This window comes from Sphingobacterium anhuiense, assembly GCF_042686355.1.
Classification (GTDB): Bacteria; Bacteroidota; Bacteroidia; order Sphingobacteriales; family Sphingobacteriaceae; genus Sphingobacterium; species Sphingobacterium anhuiense.
This window is the reverse complement of the sequence record NZ_JBHUPE010000012.1, coordinates 108,239-126,859: the sequence shown is the minus strand read 5'-3', so window position 1 is coordinate 126,859 and position 18,621 is coordinate 108,239. Positions and strand designations below refer to the sequence as shown.

The following is an 18,621-nucleotide window of genomic DNA, read 5'->3' as shown; positions in this document are numbered from 1 at the left end:
TGTTACTGATTATTTGCTTTTTCTTTTAATTCGTTAATTTCCTCTTCGTTAAACTTTGTTGCTTCGATAATAAGTGAAGTTTGCGTCACAATACCTAACAATCTATTTTGATCATTGACCACTGCAATTGGCGATCTTGTTTCCGAAATCAACGGTAACATTTCTTCAACAGTAACATCCTTAGATACCGAAGGAACATTCATATGAATAATAGATTCTACAGTAGGATCTTTCCGCTTGGCAGCTTGAATAACTTCATTGATATTGACAAACCCCAAGAAGGTATCATGAATATCCACTACAGGGAGTATTTCAAGTCCCGTTGTTCTCATTTTCCGAAGTGCCCCTTCAGGACCATCTTTTTTGAACCTAACCAATGTCGGTTTCTCGGTCATCAATGATCCTGCTGTGATAATCGATTTTCTATCCACCTTGTCCACAAAAGCTTTTACATAATCACTCGCTGGATTCGTTAGAATATCTTCAGCTGTACCAATCTGCTCAATAATTCCATCTTTCATAATCACGATACGATCTCCAAGCTTAATAGCTTCATCCAAATCATGAGTAATGAAAACAATCGTTTTTTGCAAGGTATCCTGAAGCTCCAATAGCTGATCCTGCATCTCGGTTTTGATCAAGGGATCTAATGCTGAAAAAGCCTCATCCATCAACATGACTTCCGGATCATTGGCCAAAGCACGCGCCAACCCAACTCGCTGCTGCATACCCCCTGACAGCTGAATTGGGAACTGCTGTTCAAAACCATTAAGACCAACTATGTCAAGCGCTTTTTGAGCTTTCGCCTCGCGAGATGCTTTATCTTCGCCTCTAATTTCTAAACCAAAAGCGGCATTAGTCAAAACAGTATGATGTGGTAATAATCCAAATTTCTGAAACACCATACTCATTTCAGTTCTACGTACTTCCAGAAGCTCTTTATTATTTTTACTTGTGATATCATCATTATTGATAAAGACTTTACCCATTGTAGGTTCATTCAATCGGTTCAGGCAACGTAGTAAAGTAGATTTACCACTTCCAGAAAGTCCCATAATGACAAAAAACTCTCCTTCGTAAATTTCAAAATTAGCTTTATTGATACCGATTGTACAGCCGGTCTTTTCTAGTATTTCTTTCTTTGGGTAACCTTCATTCAGTAATTTCAGTGCCAATTTCTTTTGTTTACCGAACACAATTGTTAAGTCCTCGACTTTTATTTTAACTTTTCTGTTTTTATCCATTTTTAATTTTTTGGTATGAAACGAATTGTCATGGCACAGATGGTATATTCAATAGAAAGCACCTTCATGTTATTTTTAATAACATAAAAAACAATTTCTAAAGTTGAGTTAGTTCGACCGAAGAACTCCTTCTTGTTCAATCAACTTGATATTTAACACACTTTACTCTTAGTTCGATGAAGAGCAATCATGAAAAAGAAATGAATCTTTTAAAAGACGAGACATTAATAAACACCTCTAAAATACTATAACAAGTATATCGCGAACAACTCAGAAACAGCTCAAAAAAGAGCTATAAAATAACGGAACAAACCGATGCATCCGTGTCATATGACGGTACAAAGGTACGAAAAATAAAATAAACAACATTTATTAGCGTTAACACACTGTACGACAGAGCCATCAAAACAAACCTAATAACCAATCATTTAAAAATAAAATCAGGCCGTCGACTCGGTTTTTATGCCACTAAGTTTGCCTCCTGTATTAACAATAAAAGTTAATATAGGATGACCGTTATGAAAAGTATTGATCACGGTCAACACATATTTCTCTAACAAAAAAAGTTAGGATATGCTTTATAATTTTAACACCATGCAAACATGCCTAAAAAATCAAGAATCTAACCATTCTTTTAATAAAACCGATTTTTCTCTACTGACAATAATATCAAATTCGGAATTAAACAGAACAACTTTCAATTTACGATTGAAATAATGAACCAATTGACTTACAGCATCAATCTGAATAATGAACTGACGATTTGCCCTAAAAAAAATTCTTGGGTCTAATTGCTTCTCTAGATCATCCATACTTTGATTAAGAACAACATCTTTTCCACTCTTAAGGCGTGCTTTTGTCAATTTCAAATCGACATAAATACAATTCACTTCATTAACTAATATAGTTTGATAACCATCACGAAAGGGAACTAAGAAGCGGGACCGATAATCTTTAGGTTTTACATAATGAAGTAATTTATCAATAGATATTTGGTTATTCACCATTGATCCTAAACCCTCAACCTTTCGCAATGCAGTTGATAATTCCTCTTTTTCAACAGGCTTCAAGATATAGTCGACACTATTATATTTAAATGCCTGTACAGCATACTCATCATACGCCGTAGTGAAAATAATAGGACAATCGATCGTCACTTTTTCAAAAATATCAAAACTGATTCCATCAGAAAGTCGGATATCCATTAAAACTACATCTGGAATTTCTTGATTTCGAAACCAGTCTACCGTATCAGTAACACTATCCAAAACAGCTACGATCTGAGCATTTGGATAAATATCCCCAATTAAACGTTTAAGACGATCGGCATTTAATTTTTCATCTTCAACTATTACTATTTTCTCTATCATATGCTACTAATTGAATACAAACCCTAAAAATATGCTGATCCTTTATAACTTCTGGCACCTTCTCTCCTAAGAGCTGAAAACGACTGATTATATTATTAAGCCCAATACCCGTCGAGACAATCTCAGGATTGTCCATGGGTGATAACGTATTTTCAATCACAACTCGACCTACTTCATCATTGGAAATAGTAATCATTAAAGGTCGCTTCTTTCTTGTGGTATTATGTTTAATTGCATTTTCAATAAGCAACTGCAAAGTTAGTGATGGGATATACATACCACGACTATGGTCGTTAATGTTAATTGTAAAATTAACGCCGCTGCCAACACGGTGTTCAATTAAAAATATATAAGCATTTAAAAATTTAATCTCCTCATCAAGCGTGATCATATTTTTTTTACTATTGACCAATAAAAAACGATATACCTTAGCAAAATTTTCAGAATACTCAAAACCAAGCTGCTGATCTTCAAGAATTAACTCAGAAAGCACACTCAAATTATTAAAAATAAAGTGAGGATCCAATTGCATCTTCAATGCATTTAGCTCTGCTTCTACTGATGCGTGCCTCAATTCCGCTGCCTTTATCTTATGTTCGGACATTTCCGTAGCTGTTTCAATCCAATTATTAATCAGATAACTCATGGTATTGATAGAAATAATCATAAAAGAAATGACCAAACTAACCACAATCCACTGTAACATACCTTTTATTTCTTCAATAGATGGAACGGATTCTACCTTCGCAGATTGAGGATCTAAAATCGCGAAACAGACCATATTCATCAAAATAAGAATCATAACAGCCGAAAAATTAAGCGTAATCTCAAGAAAAAGTCTTTTAGACTTATTTTGTGGCCAAGGAACCCGCAGATTTAATTTCCTATGTATAAGTATACTTGCTTCAGAAATTAAAAAGCAAAATAAAAATGATATCCCCCATTCCGTTAAAAGTTCAGAAAAGCTCCTTCCAAAATAATCTTGCCAAAATTCAGAATAAGGATCTAAGATATATGAAACCAAATAATGCAAAACAAATGCAAAAATCACCAAGAACATTCGTTTAAAACGAGTCGGTAATAATCGCTTTGTTTTATCAGAAATATATTTGATTCTTTCCATCTTTAAATAAAATCTAATTCAATATTTGCCATCACGATTCTGGCCATCTTTATATAGTTCAACAAGCTTTTTTCTATCAGATATAAATTTGCAATATGACAAATAGTAATCAAATAGATTTTTTTTATCTATCCGGGTATCAAACTCATTAATAGTTTCTTCAAGAATAAAAAAATAAAAACCACATAGTTTAAAAATCTCTTTGTCCTTACAAAGATGCCCATTTCTTTCTTCTTTTAACAAAGATCGTTTTTATGAAATACTATAAACAAGATATTCAGTCCCAACCATCATATTTTGTAACTGAATATGACTAAATGCTTACTGAAGCGAATAAAAGAATAATTTCTTTATTTAAATTACAAAAACGGGTTAAGACCGAGATAATAATAGCAAAAGAACCAATAAAAGAAGTTGAGGACAAGTACCCTAATAAACTGGACTTTACGAATCATATATTTATAAAAACTAGTGCAAGAAGTACCATAAAACAAGTAAGGTGCAGCAAAAGCCACACCTTATCAAGGGTTAATATTGGTAGTATGAATATCAATTCTACAATTCCTCGTCGTGTTGAGTAATATCTAAACCAAGCTCCTCCTCGACCTCATGAACACGAAGTGGTGTAATTAAATCCGTCAATTTGATCAAAAGGAAAGATCCAAAGAATGCAAAAACAGAAACTGCAATCAAAGCAACAATATGTGCTACAAATAGACCTGTCTCACCAAAATATAAACCATTCGTCGTAACAACACTGTTGACACTACTATTTGCAAAAACCCCAGTAAGCACCATACCGACCATACCGCCTACACCGTGACAAGGAAATACATCTAACGTATCGTCAATACTGGTTTTACTACGTAAGAATACAACTAAATTACTAACTAAAGCCGCTACAAGCCCAATAACAATAGAATGTGATATCGTCACAAATCCTGCTGCCGGTGTTATAGCAACTAATCCAACAACAGCTCCAATACAAGCTCCCATAGCAGATGGTTTTTTACCTCGGATTAGGTCAACAAATATCCAGGCAATTGAAGCTACAGCTGATGCAGTAGTTGTGGTTGCAAAAGCATAAGCGGCAAGACTATTAGCTCCACCTGCAGAACCTGCATTAAATCCAAACCATCCGAACCATAAAAGAGCAGTTCCTAAAATCACGTAACTAATCCGAGCTGGCGAATGCGTAGGCTTTTTACGGCCTTTTAGATAGATAGCTGATGCCAAAGCAGCCCATCCTGCCGACATATGAACAACTGTACCACCTGCAAAATCTAAAACACCGAATTTGGCCAAGATACCTTCAGGATGCCAAGTGGCATGAGCCAGTGGCATATAGATAAAAATACTGAACAAGATAATAAATACCATAAATGAATTAAAGCGAACACGCTCTGCAAAAGCTCCTGTTATAAGAGCAGGAGTAATAATTGCAAATTTGAGCTGAAACATGGCGAATAATACCAGTGGAATAGTAGGAAGAGCTGACCAACTCACATTCCCCAACATCCCTTTCATCATATAGAACGTGCGAGGATCTCCAATAATACCCCCAATATCATCGCCAAAAGCTAAGCTGAAACCGAAAATAACCCAAAGGACAGAAATAATACACATACAGATGAAACTTTGCATCATCGTGGAGATAACATTCTTCTTGCTCACCATTCCACCATAAAAGAATGCCAAACCTGGAGTCATAATCAAAACCAATGCCGAGGAAGCGAGTAACCAAGCCGTATCTCCGGTGTTGATCTCCACACCTGCAACATTACTGACTTCTAATGAGGGTGTAACTAAGCCAATAATCGCTAAACAAACCAAAATAATAAGCGGAATGAATTTTTTCATAATATTTCTAGATTTAAGTTTAATAATTTCATAACAAAATGTGTTTATCAGTAAAAAACAATCAAAAATAACTATTATAAATTTGATTTCAATCAAATATAAGCTCAATTAATTAAAAAATCAATAAAATATTAAATAAAATCATATATTTACATCAGGATCCTAAATAAATCAACCTAAAAACACAAAAACAACTAGATTAAATGCTAACAAAACAATAAAACAAGAGGAAAAACAACAATATTTACATCAAATCTTAAAAAAACTAGATGTTTAAGTGCTTTTGAATGCTAAAAAATAAAAACAAACATTTAAAAACATGAAAAAATGAAAAAAATCATCTTAACAACACTAATTTTAATAATAGTAAGCAGCAAAATATATGCACAAACAAAAAAGTATGATTTATTAGATCTAGAAATATCTGGATCAGTGGATACATATTGGAAATATGATTTCCAAAAACAACCGAATATAAACACCTATTTTACTGAAGACAATAATTCAGTATCCATTGGAATGGTTGATCTTGCTCTGAAGAAAAAAACTGGAAAAGCATCTTTTGTAGGTGAATTATCATTTGGGCCGAGAGGACAGTACCGCTCCATAATTAATGGAGACGGTCAAAATGGGGACGACAAAAATAGCTTCCACATTCAAAACCTCTACATCTCCTATGCACTGACAGAAAAATTAAGTTTAACAGCAGGTTTTATGGGGACTTTTGTAGGCTATGAAGTCATCTGTCCATCATTCAATTTCCACTACTCAACCTCATATCTTTTTGGCGCAGGACCTTTCCAGGATGCAGGACTAAAAGCACAATATGCTTTTTCTGAAAAAGTAGGGCTTATGGTCGGAATCTTTAATGATTGGAATGTCTACCAAGATTTAAACGGTGTATCACACTTTGGATCACAATTATCAGTTGCACCAAATGACAAATCAAGCTTTTTCCTTAATTTTCTGACAGGATCTTCACAAGGCGGCGCCAGCAATTATAGCTCAGGAACTTTAATCGATTTTGTAGGAAATTATTCATTCTCTCCATTATTTTCATTAGGTGCAAATGCGACCGACTACAGCAGAAAAGGAGAAGGTGGCTATTCGGGAGTAGCATTATACCCAAAAGTGAATATAAATGAAAATATTGGTATAGGAATCCGTGGTGAATATTATAAAACTAAAAATATGCCCGTAGCTGAAGTTACCAGTAATGAAATCTTTTCCACTACGTTAACAGCAAACTTCAAACATCATGGCTTTACTTTTATCCCTGAAGTTAGATTTGATAACAGTGAAGCACAGATGTTTGTAAAACAAGATCTATCTCCAACAAAAAATGCCGGACAATTTTCACTTGCCTTAGTATATGCCTTTTAAAAAACAACAACTAAATTAAAATCTAATAAAATCGATTATAAATTACAGATATTATTCTTTATAAAAGTAATTGGATCACAGCATAAGGAAACTATCTGCAATACTCACAAAAGGAATTATTCAATAAAAATGAATAATTCCTTTTGTTAATATTGAAGCATCACCATCTCAACGAAACTACTATATATTATTTACAATTTTTATATAGAAAATAGCCATAAATAATAAAACAAGCAAAGACATTAATTCTTCTTATGAAATCCCATCCGAGCCCAGCATCACACAATGATAAACCTAAGCAAAACCTGCAAACACACAACAACGACTATACAATCACCCTACAAGCACACAAGAAATAACCTAGCTTCGCACAAGAACAAAACAAGAACGAGACTAGAAACCCACAATCTGAATTATAGGCCGACCCTTAGCACACACAACAAACAACCTGTCCATGCACCTTCTATACACAGGACAGACACATTAAAACCCTTACCAGCCCTATAGGTTGTCCTATAGGTAAGAACATCGTTCTTGCAATTATTAGAAACACACTTCATATAGAACAAAATCCTGAAGTAACATATTTAATTAAACATCATAGAATTTCATATTGCTTTTTAATAAAATCATCATTACATTCATCTACACCAAATCATTCATCAGCGTACTGAAGAGATTATTAAGAATACAGATTTATGAAAGAAATAACAAAAACTAATGCTGCCCGCATCCTGGACAACTTAAGCTTTACTTATAATTTAAGAACTTACGAAGTAGTGGGTGAACACCAGAGCGCTACCGATGTTGCTGAGGCGTTGGGAATTCGCGAAGAAATAATCTACAAAACCCTCGTGCTCACCGGACAAAAAGATCCTTACATTGTTGCTGTCATACCAGGAAATGCACAGGTAGATTTGAAAAAACTAGCAATTATATCAGGTAATAAAAAATGTGAAATGCTTCCTATGAAAGATTTGCAGCAAATAACCGGATATATTCGAGGGGGATGCTCTCCTATAGGAATGAAAAAAATATTTCCAACATACATAGAAGAACTCGCTTCCTTGGAAAACAAAATTGTCATTAGTGCCGGTAAAAAAGGACTACAGATTGAAATGAATCCTCAGGATCTTATCAAAGCTACAGATGCAATCTTTGCCGATATTATCATTGGCGCATAAAGATGCATAAGCATCTTTAAACCTCAACATTAAAAAGCATCTCAACAAATAGAATAGGCAAAAAAAAGAACTGAATATCTGGCTATAATTAGATATTTATCAATGAAAAGCAATTGATATACACAAAAAAAACACGATCTTGTATAAACATAAATATTTTGGATAACTATCAGTAAATCATGGACAAGAATAAACCCTTAGAACAGTTTTATCATGGCACTAAAACTGATCTTAAACTAGGAGACCTGATTGAGCCTGGCCATCCTTCTAATTATGGCAAACGAAAACATGCTAAATATGTATATTTAACTGGAACTTTAGATGCCGCAATATGGGGAGCTGAATTAGCACAGGGCGATGCACCTGAAAGGATTTATTTAGTAGATCCGTCTGGTCCTATCGAAGATGACCCCAATCTCACGAATAAAAAATTCCCCGGCAATCCGACGAAATCCTACCGAACAGCATATTTTTTACGTGTTGTCGGAGAAATAAAAGATTGGCAAGCTCACTCCTCAGAGCAACTAGAAGCAATGAAATCACATCTCAAAAAACTCGAACAAGAGGGCATTGAAGCAATTGAAGACTAATCAAAGAATGAGAAACCCAACCTCATTATAAACATCAAGTAGCACAACATCACAGTCCATTAGTGTGATCACAGCTTTGTTTTCAAAAAAATCACACTATGACAGACAATGTTGATTTCATTAAAAACCTATATTCACATTACCGAAACATTACATTATAAAAAAATAGTCCCTGAACAATAAAATATGATAAGCAATCCATTTTAATTTAATAACAAACAACACCATTAAAAAGACATTAACAAGCTACACCACAAAACAATACCCCAAACAAAGCAACTGGAGACTGTACCATACAAATGCTTCAATACGAGGACTCTTCAAAATAAATCGGTTATTAATTCCTATTTTCGTAATATATTTTTTTATCGGGTCGAAATTTTTTAGAACAGATTAATGGAGCAATAACGTATCAAAATCAACTTTATTGATGACAATTTCGTTTCTCAACAGATTAAACTCCACACATACAGATGTCAAGAATATGAATCATTCCAGATAATTAAATATATACTTTCTTCAATGCAAAGAACAAAATGGATTATCTATTGACTTCTTTTTTAATTAATGGAGATGATAAATTATTTTATAAATGAAATAAACGTATTATCATAAGGATAACACATCATATAATAAAACAAATCTAATGAAAAAAATTACTGAGAATCTTCTCTTTAAAGTAATCGTCGCCATCATATCTGGTATTTTACTCGGCCTCTATCTCCCTGAGTCATTAGGAAGAATCTTAACCACATATAATTTTCTTTTTGATCAATTCTTAAAATTTTTGATTCCACTAATTATCGTTGGATTAATCATTCCATCAATTGCTCAACTAGGAAAGACTGCAGGAAAATTATTATTGACAACTGTATTGATCGCCTACGGTTCTACCTTATTTGCTGGACTTTTTTCGTACACGGTCAGCATGAGTATATTTCCAGCTTTACTTCAAAACCAGATCAACACAGACCTAATTACCGAAACAACCAAAACACTGAGTCCCTATTTCAAAATTGAGTTCCCACCCCTCTTCGACGTCATGTCCGCCTTAGTGCTTGCATTCTGTATCGGTATTGGCTTGTCAAAATTAGAAAATTCCACATTAGAAAAGGTATTTATCGATTTTGAAAAGGTAATTAGTTTTATCATCGAAAAAATGATCATCCCATTATTGCCCTTTTTCATTTTAGGTATCTTCTACGATATGACGTACACAGGTAAAGTATTCACCATACTGCATGTCTTCATCAAAATCATAGGAATTATTTTCGTCATCCATATTCTTTTGCTTGTAATTCAATTTATCATTGCAGGGATAGCCTCTAAACAAAATCCATTCAAATTATTAATGGGTATGTTGCCCGCTTATTTCACCGCCTTAGGGACACAGTCTTCTGCGGCAACGATTCCTGTAACACTAAAACAAGCAAAAAAACTTGGTGTTGATGAAGACATCGCTAATTTCAGCATCCCATTATGTGCAACAATACATCTTGCAGGAAGTACGCTGAAAATCGTTGCATGTGTACTTGCACTTATGATGATGCAAGGTATACCAATAGACTTTGTACAAATGATGGGATTTATCTGCATGTTAGGGGTAACAATGATAGCAGCACCAGGAGTACCTGGCGGAGCAATTATGGCAGCAATAGGTATAATCGGTAGTATGCTCGGTTTCAACGTCGAGAATCAAGCTTTAATGATTGCTTTATACATCGCAATGGATAGCTTCGGAACAGCCTGTAATGTAACAGGTGATGGTGCTATAGCAATTCTATTAAATGCTATTTTTAAAAAACAAGAAGCGAGTAAAGAAGAAAAAGCAAATGCTTAAGGAAAATTAATCGTAACAAACAATTTAGAATGAGAATTTCCACCCATTCTTTAACCCTTAATAGAAAGCTGTATAAGATGGGCTGGTTAAATTTTCCAGCCCATCCTGTAAATAATAAAGCATAAAACCAAGTTATCGCACAAGACTGACTATTTCCCACTCAATTCTTAAATACAGATCAGCACTAAAGATAACAGACGACTATTCAAACAGAAACAGACAAACTAAAAATTATTAGCATACACTAACAAAAATGTTAGAAATATATTTGTTAGTTCAATCTAACTTATTACTTTTGTTGCACACCATCTAAGATTAGACTTGCTTAACTTCTAACGAATCATATATAAAAACACACTGGCCCATTACATGGTCGATGATCCATGCAATCCTGAAATATTAAGTGTGGATACCGTAAAAAATATGAGCATATTTCAAAGATGAATAAATTAATGAAATAATATCACAATTATGATTAAATCAGTTATCACATACCTAGAAAGCATCGACCCTATTTTAGCCGCTCTGTACGCAACATTATTCACATGGCTAGTCACTGCTTTGGGCGCTTCATTTGTATTCCTATTTAAAAAAATGAATAAAAATGTCATGGACGGCATGTTAGGTTTCACGGGTGGGGTAATGGTAGCCGCAAGTGTCTGGAGTCTCCTCATACCCGCCATCGACATGAGCGAAGGCACTGGTTTTGCACAAGTCATCCCAGCTGTAGTCGGATTTTTAATTGGCGCGGCATTCTTATTTAGTATAGACAAAGTTTTACCTCACCTACATATCAATTTTAAAAAAGTGGAAGGAGTAAAGACTCCATGGCAAAAAACAACTTTAATGATTTTAGCCATTACACTTCATAATATCCCCGAAGGACTTGCCGTAGGTGTTCTTTTCGGGAGTGTTGCTGCAGGGATTCCAGAAGCGACAATTGCTGGGGCTGTCATCTTGGCGATTGGAATAGGTTTACAAAATTTCCCTGAAGGTATAGCAGTCGCAATGCCACTAAGAAGAATGGGAATGAGCAGACGAAAAAGTTTTTTCTATGGACAAGCATCAGCAATTGTAGAACCAATTGCCGGTGTTTTGGGGGCAATGGCAGTAGTTACTTTTACACCCATACTTCCTTATGCACTAGCATTTGCGGCCGGAGCCATGATCTTTGTAGTCGTAGAAGAAGTTATACCTGAAGCGCAACAAAATAAAAATTCAGACATCGCAACAATCGGATTTATAGGAGGCTTCATTTTAATGATGACTTTGGATGTGGCCCTAGGATAAAATTCAATTAAGCATAAAAAAGGATCAAAATTTATTATTTTGATCCTTTTTTATTGTCGCACCGGAAATCTCAAAGAAAATAGGATAAAATAACCCACAGCTAAGCTAAAGATCATCGGTTAATTAAATAATCCAATTTTGAATATAATCTACGGTAAAAGAATTCACAGTTAAACATAACTCTCAATTATTATACAAAAGCACTAAAACCAGTAATGCTACGTCCTACAATCAATGAATTAATTTCTTTAGTACCCTCATATGAGTAAATAGCTTCCGCATCTGCTAAAAATCGAGCAACATTATATTCAAGTAAAATTCCATTTCCCCCCATCACCTCTCTAGCTTTAGATACAATATCACGGGTTCTTAATGAGCAAAAAACTTTTGCAAGTGATGCGTGCTCATCTTTTAAATCGCCGTTATCCTGCATTTCAGATAAACGATAAACCAACGTCTGCATAGCCGTTAAATTAGATAGCATTTCAACCAAATGATTTTGAATCAACTGAAAAGATGCAATAGGTTTTCCAAATTGCTCTCGCTTTCTGGTATAATCAAGTGCATTTTCATAAGCTCCTCGTGCACAACCTACCGCCATCCAGGCAACTCCAGCACGTGTCATCTGCAACACTTTAGCTGTATCTTTGAAACTATTAGCATGCTGCAATCGGTCCGATTCAGGAACGACACAATCCGTCAATGTAATCAAACCATTCTGAACGATTCGCAAAGCCATCTTTCCTTTTATTTTTTCGACAGCAAAACCTGGATTTTCCTTCCGCACGATAAAACCCTTCACTTGTCCATCATCCAGATCTCTAGCCCAAATTATCGTAATATCTGAAAAAGTACTATTTCCTATCCATTTCTTTTGTCCATTCAAAACCCAGCCAGATTCAGTTTTTTTACAAGTACAAGTCAATCCACCCGCAGCTCCGGATCCAACTTCAGGTTCGGTCAGTCCAAAAGCTCCGATCACCTTCATTTGCTGCATACGTGGTAACCATTCCTGCTTTTGCTCATCAGATCCACAAATATATATTGACCCCATTGCCAATCCACTCTGTACCCCAAAAAATGTCGCAATTGAAGCATCGACCCTGGCAATCTCTGCTGCAATAACCCCCTCCATCAAAGAACTTCCTCCAGCACAGCCATATCCATCATAAGTATATCCGCATATATTTAAAGCTGCAAACTTTTCAATAATTTCAAAAGGAAACTCATCCCGTAACCAATAGTTATTAACAATAGGACTGATCTCCTTCTCCATAAAATCACGAACTTTCAATTGCCTAATCTTATCAGCTGTCGACAATTTTTCTTCAATATGATAAAAATCTCCATTAATCGGAGGCAACTCCTTTTTCTTGCTTGTTGCCGTCAGTAATTTCATAGCACCCTTCAATTGATTATCATCCATTTTCGAAACAGCATTCAATACCTGACCCAAGTCAATTTTTTGAGAAATCTTTTGCAATTGTTCTAAATCAACAGCTTTTAGCAGATCTAGTATATTTTTCATTTTATCAAACATAGCATCATTCTTTTAGTAACAGTTGTCTACAATTTGTCCTTTCAATATACATTATTTAAAACAGAATGTTCTATAACATCGAAAAAGAGTAAATAATAATTAAAAATAAAAGGTTGATTTACAATATATTACATAATTTTAAAAAAATAATATTTTTTTCAGGTTACCTTTTAACTTTCTAAGTATTAATGTTTAAATAACAATTTTGTTTCCATTAATTTAGAAAAATGAAAAATTCATTCAAATTCGCTTTCTTAGGATTAGCTTTAACTGTAGCTTTCGCTTCTTGTGGTGGTGCTGAAACTAAAACTAATGCTACTGCTGACTCAGCTGCTGCTTTAGTTGATTCTGCTGCTACTGTTTTAGATTCTGCAGCTAACAAAGTTGACTCTGCTGCTGCAAAAGTTGATTCTGCTGCTGCGAAAGTTGATTCTGCTGTTACTAAAAAATAATTTTAGTACTGTCCGAAGACATAAAAGCTTGCATTTTAACGATGTAAGCTTTCTTTTAAAAAAAAATAAAATAAACGGGTTACCTTTTCAATTTTAAGGTATAAACCTTTAAATAAAGAAATTTTAATAAAATTTAATAAAATCAAAATGAAAAATTCATTCAAATTCGCTTTCTTAGGATTAGCTTTAACTGTAGCTTTCGCTTCTTGTAATGGTACTGCAAACAAATCAGAAACTGCTTCTGATTCAACTGCTATCGATTCAGCTAACACAGTTATCGATTCAGCTAACACAGCTATTGATTCAGCTAAAACTGTAGTTGATTCAGCTAAAGTTGCTATTGATTCAGCAAAAGCTGCTCACTAATTTCAGGGAACTGATTTTAAAAATATTAAAAGCCCCACATGTTGGGGCTTTTTTTGTTATATACCTCGCATTTAAATTGATAAGCTCCACTCATTTTTTTACCTTTGCACAAACAAAAATGTATTATGGCCTTATCATCACTTACCGCCGTATCTCCAGTAGACGGTCGCTATCATAACGCAACGCAAGAATTGGGCGCTTATTTTTCAGAATTTGCCTTAATTAAATATCGGGTTTTAGTAGAAGTTGAATATTTCATCGCTCTTTCTCAATCAGGAATTGAACAATTAAGTCATTTTGACGGCTCTTTGAATGAAAAATTACGTGATCTATATAGAAACTTTACTGAAGAAGATGCTATTTGGATAAAGAATACTGAAAAAGTAACGAACCATGATGTCAAAGCAGTTGAATACTTTTTAAAGGATCAATTTGAAAAACTTGGCCTACATGACTCTTTAGAATTTATTCATTTTGGCTTAACCTCTCAAGATATAAACAACACGGCTATTCCCTACTCATGGAAAGATGCGATCGCAGCTGTCTATACACCAGCGATAGAAGAGTTGATCCAAGAATTAACAACATTATCTAGTGATTGGTCCAATGTATCCATGTTAGCACGGACACACGGCCAACCTGCCTCCCCAACACGTTTAGGAAAAGAAATCAAAGTTTTCGTGGAACGTATCCAACGCCAATTTGATCAATTAAAAGCGGTGCCTTATTCTGCAAAATTTGGTGGAGCAACTGGTAATTTCAACGCACATCATGTTGCATACCCACAGACAGACTGGGTAGCCTTTGGAAATAAATTTGTCAATGAATCACTTGGTTTGAGCCGTTCGCAAACAACCACTCAAATTGAACATTACGACAATTTTGCAGCAAGCTGTGATGCTTTCAAACGCATTAATACGATATTAATTGATTTGTGCCGCGACATCTGGACTTATGTGTCAATGGAATATTTCAAACAAAAAATTACTGCTGGTCAAATAGGATCCTCAGCAATGCCACATAAAGTAAATCCGATTGATTTTGAAAATGCAGAAGGAAATTTAGGAATTGCAAATGCATTATTTGAACACTTAGCAGCAAAATTACCTATTTCTCGTTTACAAAGGGATTTAACAGATTCAACAGTATTGCGTAATATCGGTGTTCCTTTTGCGCATACACTAATTGCAATCAAATCTACTTTAAGAGGTTTACGAAAATTGATATTAAATGAGCAGGCATTGCAAGCAGATCTAAATAATAACTGGGCAGTTGTTGCAGAGGCAATTCAAACAGTATTAAGAAGAGAGGGCTATCCTAAACCATACGAAGCTTTAAAAGATTTAACACGTACAAACACACATGTAACGGAAGAAACAATTGCTGAGTTTGTGGACAATTTAAATGTTACAGATAAAGTTAAGGCTGAATTAAAATCAATAAGCCCTTCTAGTTACACAGGTGTAAGTCTATAAGCTTTTACGCTTTAATGACTAACATCACCTGATTTTTAACTTATATTTGTCATTCGAAATAGACAAAGATTAATATGGCAACAATTAACGTATATACTGAATCCACTCCGAATCCATCGACGATGAAATTTTTGGTCAATAAGTTATTGATCAACGGCAGCTTGGATTATGCGGATAAGGATAAAGCACAAGAATCAGCTTTTGCAAAAGAATTATTCAAATTTAATTTTGTAAACGGCGTATTTTTCGCAAGCAACTTTGTTACAGTAACCAAGAGTGAAGATGCTGAGTGGACTGATATTGAAGCATTATTAAAAGACTTTATAAAAGGTGCAGTAGAATCTGAACTTGCAGTAAAACCTATTGAACATACCGAAGACGTAGCTTTTGAAGGTTCTGATATTGAAATTAAAATTCAACAGGTATTACATGACTATGTACGTCCTGCCGTTGAACAAGATGGTGGTGCTATCGCTTATAAATCATTCAGTGATGGCGTTGTAACTGTTGAGTTACGCGGATCTTGCAGTGGCTGTCCGTCATCAAGTATCACCTTAAAATCTGGGATCGAAGGCTTACTAAAACGTATGGTTCCTGAAGTCGAAGAAGTTGTAGCTGAATCGATGTAAAAGATACAGTTATCTAAAGTAAAAAGCCGTTCTATTATGAACGGCTTTTTTTTGCATTTTTATTTATAAACGTGATATTTTTATCCGTAAAATCTACATTCGATATAATTCTTACTCCTATAGCCACCATACAATCAAGCTAATACCTATTATAACACACATACATACTTGGATAACTTCACTATTTATGACTGATGAGATAATGAAAAAATACCTCTTCTAAATAGAACAAACTAGAAGACAATTTTGAATCGTTATTTTGTCCCTAAAATTTACAATTTATAACCCCTACTCTATTAAAAATGACTAACTTTACGGCTAATTGTGAAATCAATATATTAAAATGAGTGCAGATATCAATAAACTAGAACAAATTGCATCACAAGTAAGACGTGACATCGTACGTATGGTACATGCTTGCCAATCTGGCCACCCAGGTGGATCATTAGGTTGTACGGACTACTTAGTTGCTCTTTATTTCAATGCAATGAAACGTAATCCATCTTTCGATATGGATGGCATCGGTGAAGATTTATTTTTCTTATCAAATGGTCACATTTCGCCAGTTTTCTACAGTACACTTGCACGAGCAGGATACTTTGAAGTAAGCGAATTAGCTACTTTCAGAAAAATCAATTCTCGTCTTCAAGGACACCCGACTACACACGAAGGTCTTCCTGGAATTCGTATTGCATCTGGTTCACTAGGCCAAGGACTTTCTGCTGCAATTGGTGCTGCTCAAGCTAAAAAATTAAACAAAGACACAAATTTAGTCTATGTTTTAATGGGTGATGGTGAATTGCAAGAAGGTCAAGTTTGGGAAGCAGCAATGTATGCTCCTCATAATAAAGTAGACAATCTGATTGCAGCGGTTGATTATAACCGTGCTCAAATTGATGGTTCTACAGATCAAGTTCTTTCATTAGGTGATCTTCGCGCTAAATGGGAAGCTTTTGGATGGGATGTATTAGAAGTAGCAAAAGGTAATGATATGACCTCCGTAGTTGCTGGACTTGAAGAAGCAAAATCTCATACAGGTAAAGGTAAACCAGTAATTATATTATTACATACTGAAATGGGGAATGGTGTTGATTTCATGATGGGATCTCACAAATGGCACGGTGTTGCTCCAAATAATGATCAATTAGCTTCGGCTTTAGGTCAGTTAACAGAAACTTTGGGCGATTATTAATTATATTAGATATTAGTATTTAAAACATTAGTATTTAGAAATTGACCCACAAACGTCATTTGAAGAAATCTAAGTACGAGCTATTCTATACTAACTACTCCATACTAGTAAAAAATGAAAAAATATACTTTCACAGAATCAAAAGATACCCGTTCAGGATTTGGTGCTGGATTATTAGAAGCAGGTAAACAAGACGAAAATGTTGTTGCTTTATGTGCTGATTTAATCGGTTCATTAAAAATGAACGATTTTATAAATGAATTTCCAGAGCGTTTCTTCCAAATTGGTATTGCTGAAGCAAACATGATGGGAATCGCAGCTGGTTTGACAATTGGTGGTAAAATTCCTTTTACAGGAACATTTGCCAACTTCTCAACCGGTCGTGTTTACGATCAAATTCGCCAATCTATCGCCTATTCTGACAAAAATGTTAAGATTGCTGCTTCACACGCCGGATTAACATTAGGTGAAGATGGTGCTACACACCAAATCTTAGAAGATATTGGTTTGATGAAAATGTTACCTGGAATGACAGTTATCAATCCTTGTGATTTCAATCAAACTAAAGCTGCAACAATTGCAGCAGCAAAATTTGAAGGTCCTGTTTACTTACGTTTTGGACGTCCAGTAGTTCCTAACTTCACTCCGGCTGACCAAGAATTTATAATTGGAAAAGCAGTAACATTAAACGAAGGAACTGATGTAACAATTATCGCAACAGGTCATTTGGTATGGGAAGCTATCCAAGCTGGTGAGCAATTAGCAGCATTGGGCATTGATGCTGAAATCATCAACATCCACACCATTAAACCTTTAGACGAAGAAGCTATTTTAAAATCAGTTACTAAAACAAAATGTGTAGTAACTGCAGAAGAACACAACCGTTTAGGCGGTTTGGGAGATAGTGTAGCTCAAGTTTTAGCTAAAAACTTACCAACTCCCCAAGAATTTGTAGCAGTAGATGATAGCTTCGGCGAATCAGGTACTCCTGCTCAATTAATGGAAAAATATGGTTTGAATGCGGCAGCAATTGTTGCGGCAGCACAACGTGTTATTAACAGAAAATAAAAAAACAAACATCAC

General features: G+C 34.8%; 16 protein-coding genes. 11 read left to right on the top strand and 5 right to left on the bottom strand.

The annotated features are described in order from the left end of the window. Window positions 1–2: 2 nt before the first annotated feature. From ACFS6I_RS21485 to ACFS6I_RS21470, 4 genes are all read right to left on the bottom strand, one after another. Window positions 3–1,244 (bottom strand): quaternary amine ABC transporter ATP-binding protein, encoded by a 1,242-nt coding sequence (locus ACFS6I_RS21485; RefSeq protein ID WP_132770940.1) that lies wholly within the window; start codon window positions 1,242–1,244, stop codon window positions 3–5. A 614-nt stretch (window positions 1,245–1,858) separates the two neighbouring features. Then, on the bottom strand, window positions 1,859–2,614 hold the full coding sequence (locus tag ACFS6I_RS21480) for a LytR/AlgR family response regulator transcription factor (RefSeq protein WP_380923637.1): 756 nt from the start codon (window positions 2,612–2,614) through the stop codon (window positions 1,859–1,861). Further along, window positions 2,589–3,737: a sensor histidine kinase gene (locus ACFS6I_RS21475; RefSeq protein ID WP_380923635.1), complete on the bottom strand. Its 1,149-nt coding sequence runs from the start codon at window positions 3,735–3,737 to the stop codon at window positions 2,589–2,591. The genes ACFS6I_RS21480 and ACFS6I_RS21475 overlap by 26 nt, the downstream gene beginning before the upstream one ends. Window positions 3,738–4,292: 555 nt before the next feature. Beyond that, the gene (locus ACFS6I_RS21470) at window positions 4,293–5,597 is read right to left on the bottom strand and encodes an ammonium transporter (protein WP_380923633.1); all 1,305 of its coding nucleotides are present in this window, start codon (window positions 5,595–5,597) and stop codon (window positions 4,293–4,295) included. A 327-nt stretch (window positions 5,598–5,924) separates the two neighbouring features. On the opposite strand from ACFS6I_RS21470, the gene ACFS6I_RS21465 reads away from it, so the two are divergent. The 5 genes from ACFS6I_RS21465 to ACFS6I_RS21445 all read left to right on the top strand — a co-directional run bounded on the left by ACFS6I_RS21465 (window position 5,925) and on the right by ACFS6I_RS21445 (window position 11,884). After that, window positions 5,925–6,980, top strand: a complete 1,056-nt coding sequence (locus ACFS6I_RS21465) for an outer membrane beta-barrel protein (protein WP_021192470.1) — start codon at window positions 5,925–5,927, stop codon at window positions 6,978–6,980. A gap of 698 nt (window positions 6,981–7,678) precedes the next feature. Next, a complete protein-coding gene (gene ybaK / locus ACFS6I_RS21460; protein ID WP_380923631.1) occupies window positions 7,679–8,164 on the top strand; it encodes a Cys-tRNA(Pro) deacylase in 486 nt (161 codons plus the stop codon). Window positions 8,165–8,343: 179 nt separating this feature from the next. Next, on the top strand, window positions 8,344–8,754 hold the full coding sequence (gene arr / locus ACFS6I_RS21455; RefSeq protein ID WP_346597687.1) for an NAD(+)--rifampin ADP-ribosyltransferase: 411 nt from the start codon (window positions 8,344–8,346) through the stop codon (window positions 8,752–8,754). A gap of 646 nt (window positions 8,755–9,400) precedes the next feature. Beyond that, window positions 9,401–10,594 (top strand): dicarboxylate/amino acid:cation symporter, encoded by a 1,194-nt coding sequence (locus tag ACFS6I_RS21450; protein ID WP_132770947.1) that lies wholly within the window; start codon window positions 9,401–9,403, stop codon window positions 10,592–10,594. 471 nt (window positions 10,595–11,065) lie between these two features. Then, a complete protein-coding gene (locus ACFS6I_RS21445) occupies window positions 11,066–11,884 on the top strand; it encodes a ZIP family metal transporter (protein ID WP_380923628.1) in 819 nt (272 codons plus the stop codon). Window positions 11,885–12,074: 190 nt separating this feature from the next. Here the strand turns inward: ACFS6I_RS21445 and ACFS6I_RS21440 are convergent, their stop codons facing one another. Next, the gene (locus tag ACFS6I_RS21440; RefSeq protein ID WP_380923626.1) at window positions 12,075–13,424 is read right to left on the bottom strand and encodes an acyl-CoA dehydrogenase family protein; all 1,350 of its coding nucleotides are present in this window, start codon (window positions 13,422–13,424) and stop codon (window positions 12,075–12,077) included. A gap of 227 nt (window positions 13,425–13,651) precedes the next feature. On the opposite strand from ACFS6I_RS21440, the gene ACFS6I_RS21435 reads away from it, so the two are divergent. From ACFS6I_RS21435 to ACFS6I_RS21410, 6 genes are all read left to right on the top strand, one after another. Further along, on the top strand, window positions 13,652–13,876 hold the full coding sequence (locus ACFS6I_RS21435; protein ID WP_021192479.1) for a PG1828 family lipoprotein: 225 nt from the start codon (window positions 13,652–13,654) through the stop codon (window positions 13,874–13,876). A gap of 147 nt (window positions 13,877–14,023) precedes the next feature. Next, complete coding sequence (locus tag ACFS6I_RS21430; RefSeq protein WP_021192480.1) at window positions 14,024–14,242, top strand: hypothetical protein; 219 nt, start codon at window positions 14,024–14,026, stop codon at window positions 14,240–14,242. 125 nt (window positions 14,243–14,367) lie between these two features. Beyond that, complete coding sequence (purB, locus tag ACFS6I_RS21425) at window positions 14,368–15,717, top strand: adenylosuccinate lyase (protein WP_132770950.1); 1,350 nt, start codon at window positions 14,368–14,370, stop codon at window positions 15,715–15,717. 74 nt (window positions 15,718–15,791) lie between these two features. After that, window positions 15,792–16,346, top strand: a complete 555-nt coding sequence (locus ACFS6I_RS21420) for a NifU family protein (RefSeq protein WP_021192484.1) — start codon at window positions 15,792–15,794, stop codon at window positions 16,344–16,346. Between the two features lie 343 nt (window positions 16,347–16,689). Next, on the top strand, window positions 16,690–17,538 hold the full coding sequence (locus ACFS6I_RS21415) for a transketolase (protein WP_021192485.1): 849 nt from the start codon (window positions 16,690–16,692) through the stop codon (window positions 17,536–17,538). A 114-nt stretch (window positions 17,539–17,652) separates the two neighbouring features. Beyond that, window positions 17,653–18,606 carry a transketolase family protein gene (locus ACFS6I_RS21410; protein ID WP_208702163.1) on the top strand — a complete coding sequence of 318 codons (954 nt, stop codon included), beginning with the start codon at window positions 17,653–17,655 and terminating at the stop codon, window positions 18,604–18,606. Window positions 18,607–18,621: the final 15 nt, after the last annotated feature.

Excerpts from the sequence above, each read along its gene's own strand:
- ACFS6I_RS21485 (WP_132770940.1), bottom strand. The coding sequence starts at position 1,244 with ATGGATAAAAACAGAAAAGTTAAAATAAAAGTCGAGGACTTAACAATT.
- ACFS6I_RS21480 (WP_380923637.1), bottom strand. The coding sequence starts at position 2,614 with ATGATAGAGAAAATAGTAATAGTTGAAGATGAAAAATTAAATGCCGAT.
- ACFS6I_RS21435 (WP_021192479.1), top strand. The coding sequence starts at position 13,652 with ATGAAAAATTCATTCAAATTCGCTTTCTTAGGATTAGCTTTAACTGTA.
- ACFS6I_RS21465 (WP_021192470.1), top strand. The coding sequence starts at position 5,925 with ATGAAAAAAATCATCTTAACAACACTAATTTTAATAATAGTAAGCAGC.
- ybaK (WP_380923631.1), top strand. The coding sequence starts at position 7,679 with ATGAAAGAAATAACAAAAACTAATGCTGCCCGCATCCTGGACAACTTA.
- purB (WP_132770950.1), top strand. The coding sequence starts at position 14,368 with ATGGCCTTATCATCACTTACCGCCGTATCTCCAGTAGACGGTCGCTAT.
- ACFS6I_RS21420 (WP_021192484.1), top strand. The coding sequence starts at position 15,792 with ATGGCAACAATTAACGTATATACTGAATCCACTCCGAATCCATCGACG.
- ACFS6I_RS21415 (WP_021192485.1), top strand. The coding sequence starts at position 16,690 with ATGAGTGCAGATATCAATAAACTAGAACAAATTGCATCACAAGTAAGA.
- ACFS6I_RS21440 (WP_380923626.1), bottom strand. The coding sequence starts at position 13,424 with ATGTTTGATAAAATGAAAAATATACTAGATCTGCTAAAAGCTGTTGAT.
- ACFS6I_RS21445 (WP_380923628.1), top strand. The coding sequence starts at position 11,066 with ATGATTAAATCAGTTATCACATACCTAGAAAGCATCGACCCTATTTTA.
- ACFS6I_RS21450 (WP_132770947.1), top strand. The coding sequence starts at position 9,401 with ATGAAAAAAATTACTGAGAATCTTCTCTTTAAAGTAATCGTCGCCATC.
- ACFS6I_RS21470 (WP_380923633.1), bottom strand. The coding sequence starts at position 5,597 with ATGAAAAAATTCATTCCGCTTATTATTTTGGTTTGTTTAGCGATTATT.
- ACFS6I_RS21475 (WP_380923635.1), bottom strand. The coding sequence starts at position 3,737 with ATGGAAAGAATCAAATATATTTCTGATAAAACAAAGCGATTATTACCG.
- ACFS6I_RS21410 (WP_208702163.1), top strand. The coding sequence starts at position 17,653 with ATGAAAAAATATACTTTCACAGAATCAAAAGATACCCGTTCAGGATTT.
- ACFS6I_RS21430 (WP_021192480.1), top strand. The coding sequence starts at position 14,024 with ATGAAAAATTCATTCAAATTCGCTTTCTTAGGATTAGCTTTAACTGTA.
- arr (WP_346597687.1), top strand. The coding sequence starts at position 8,344 with ATGGACAAGAATAAACCCTTAGAACAGTTTTATCATGGCACTAAAACT.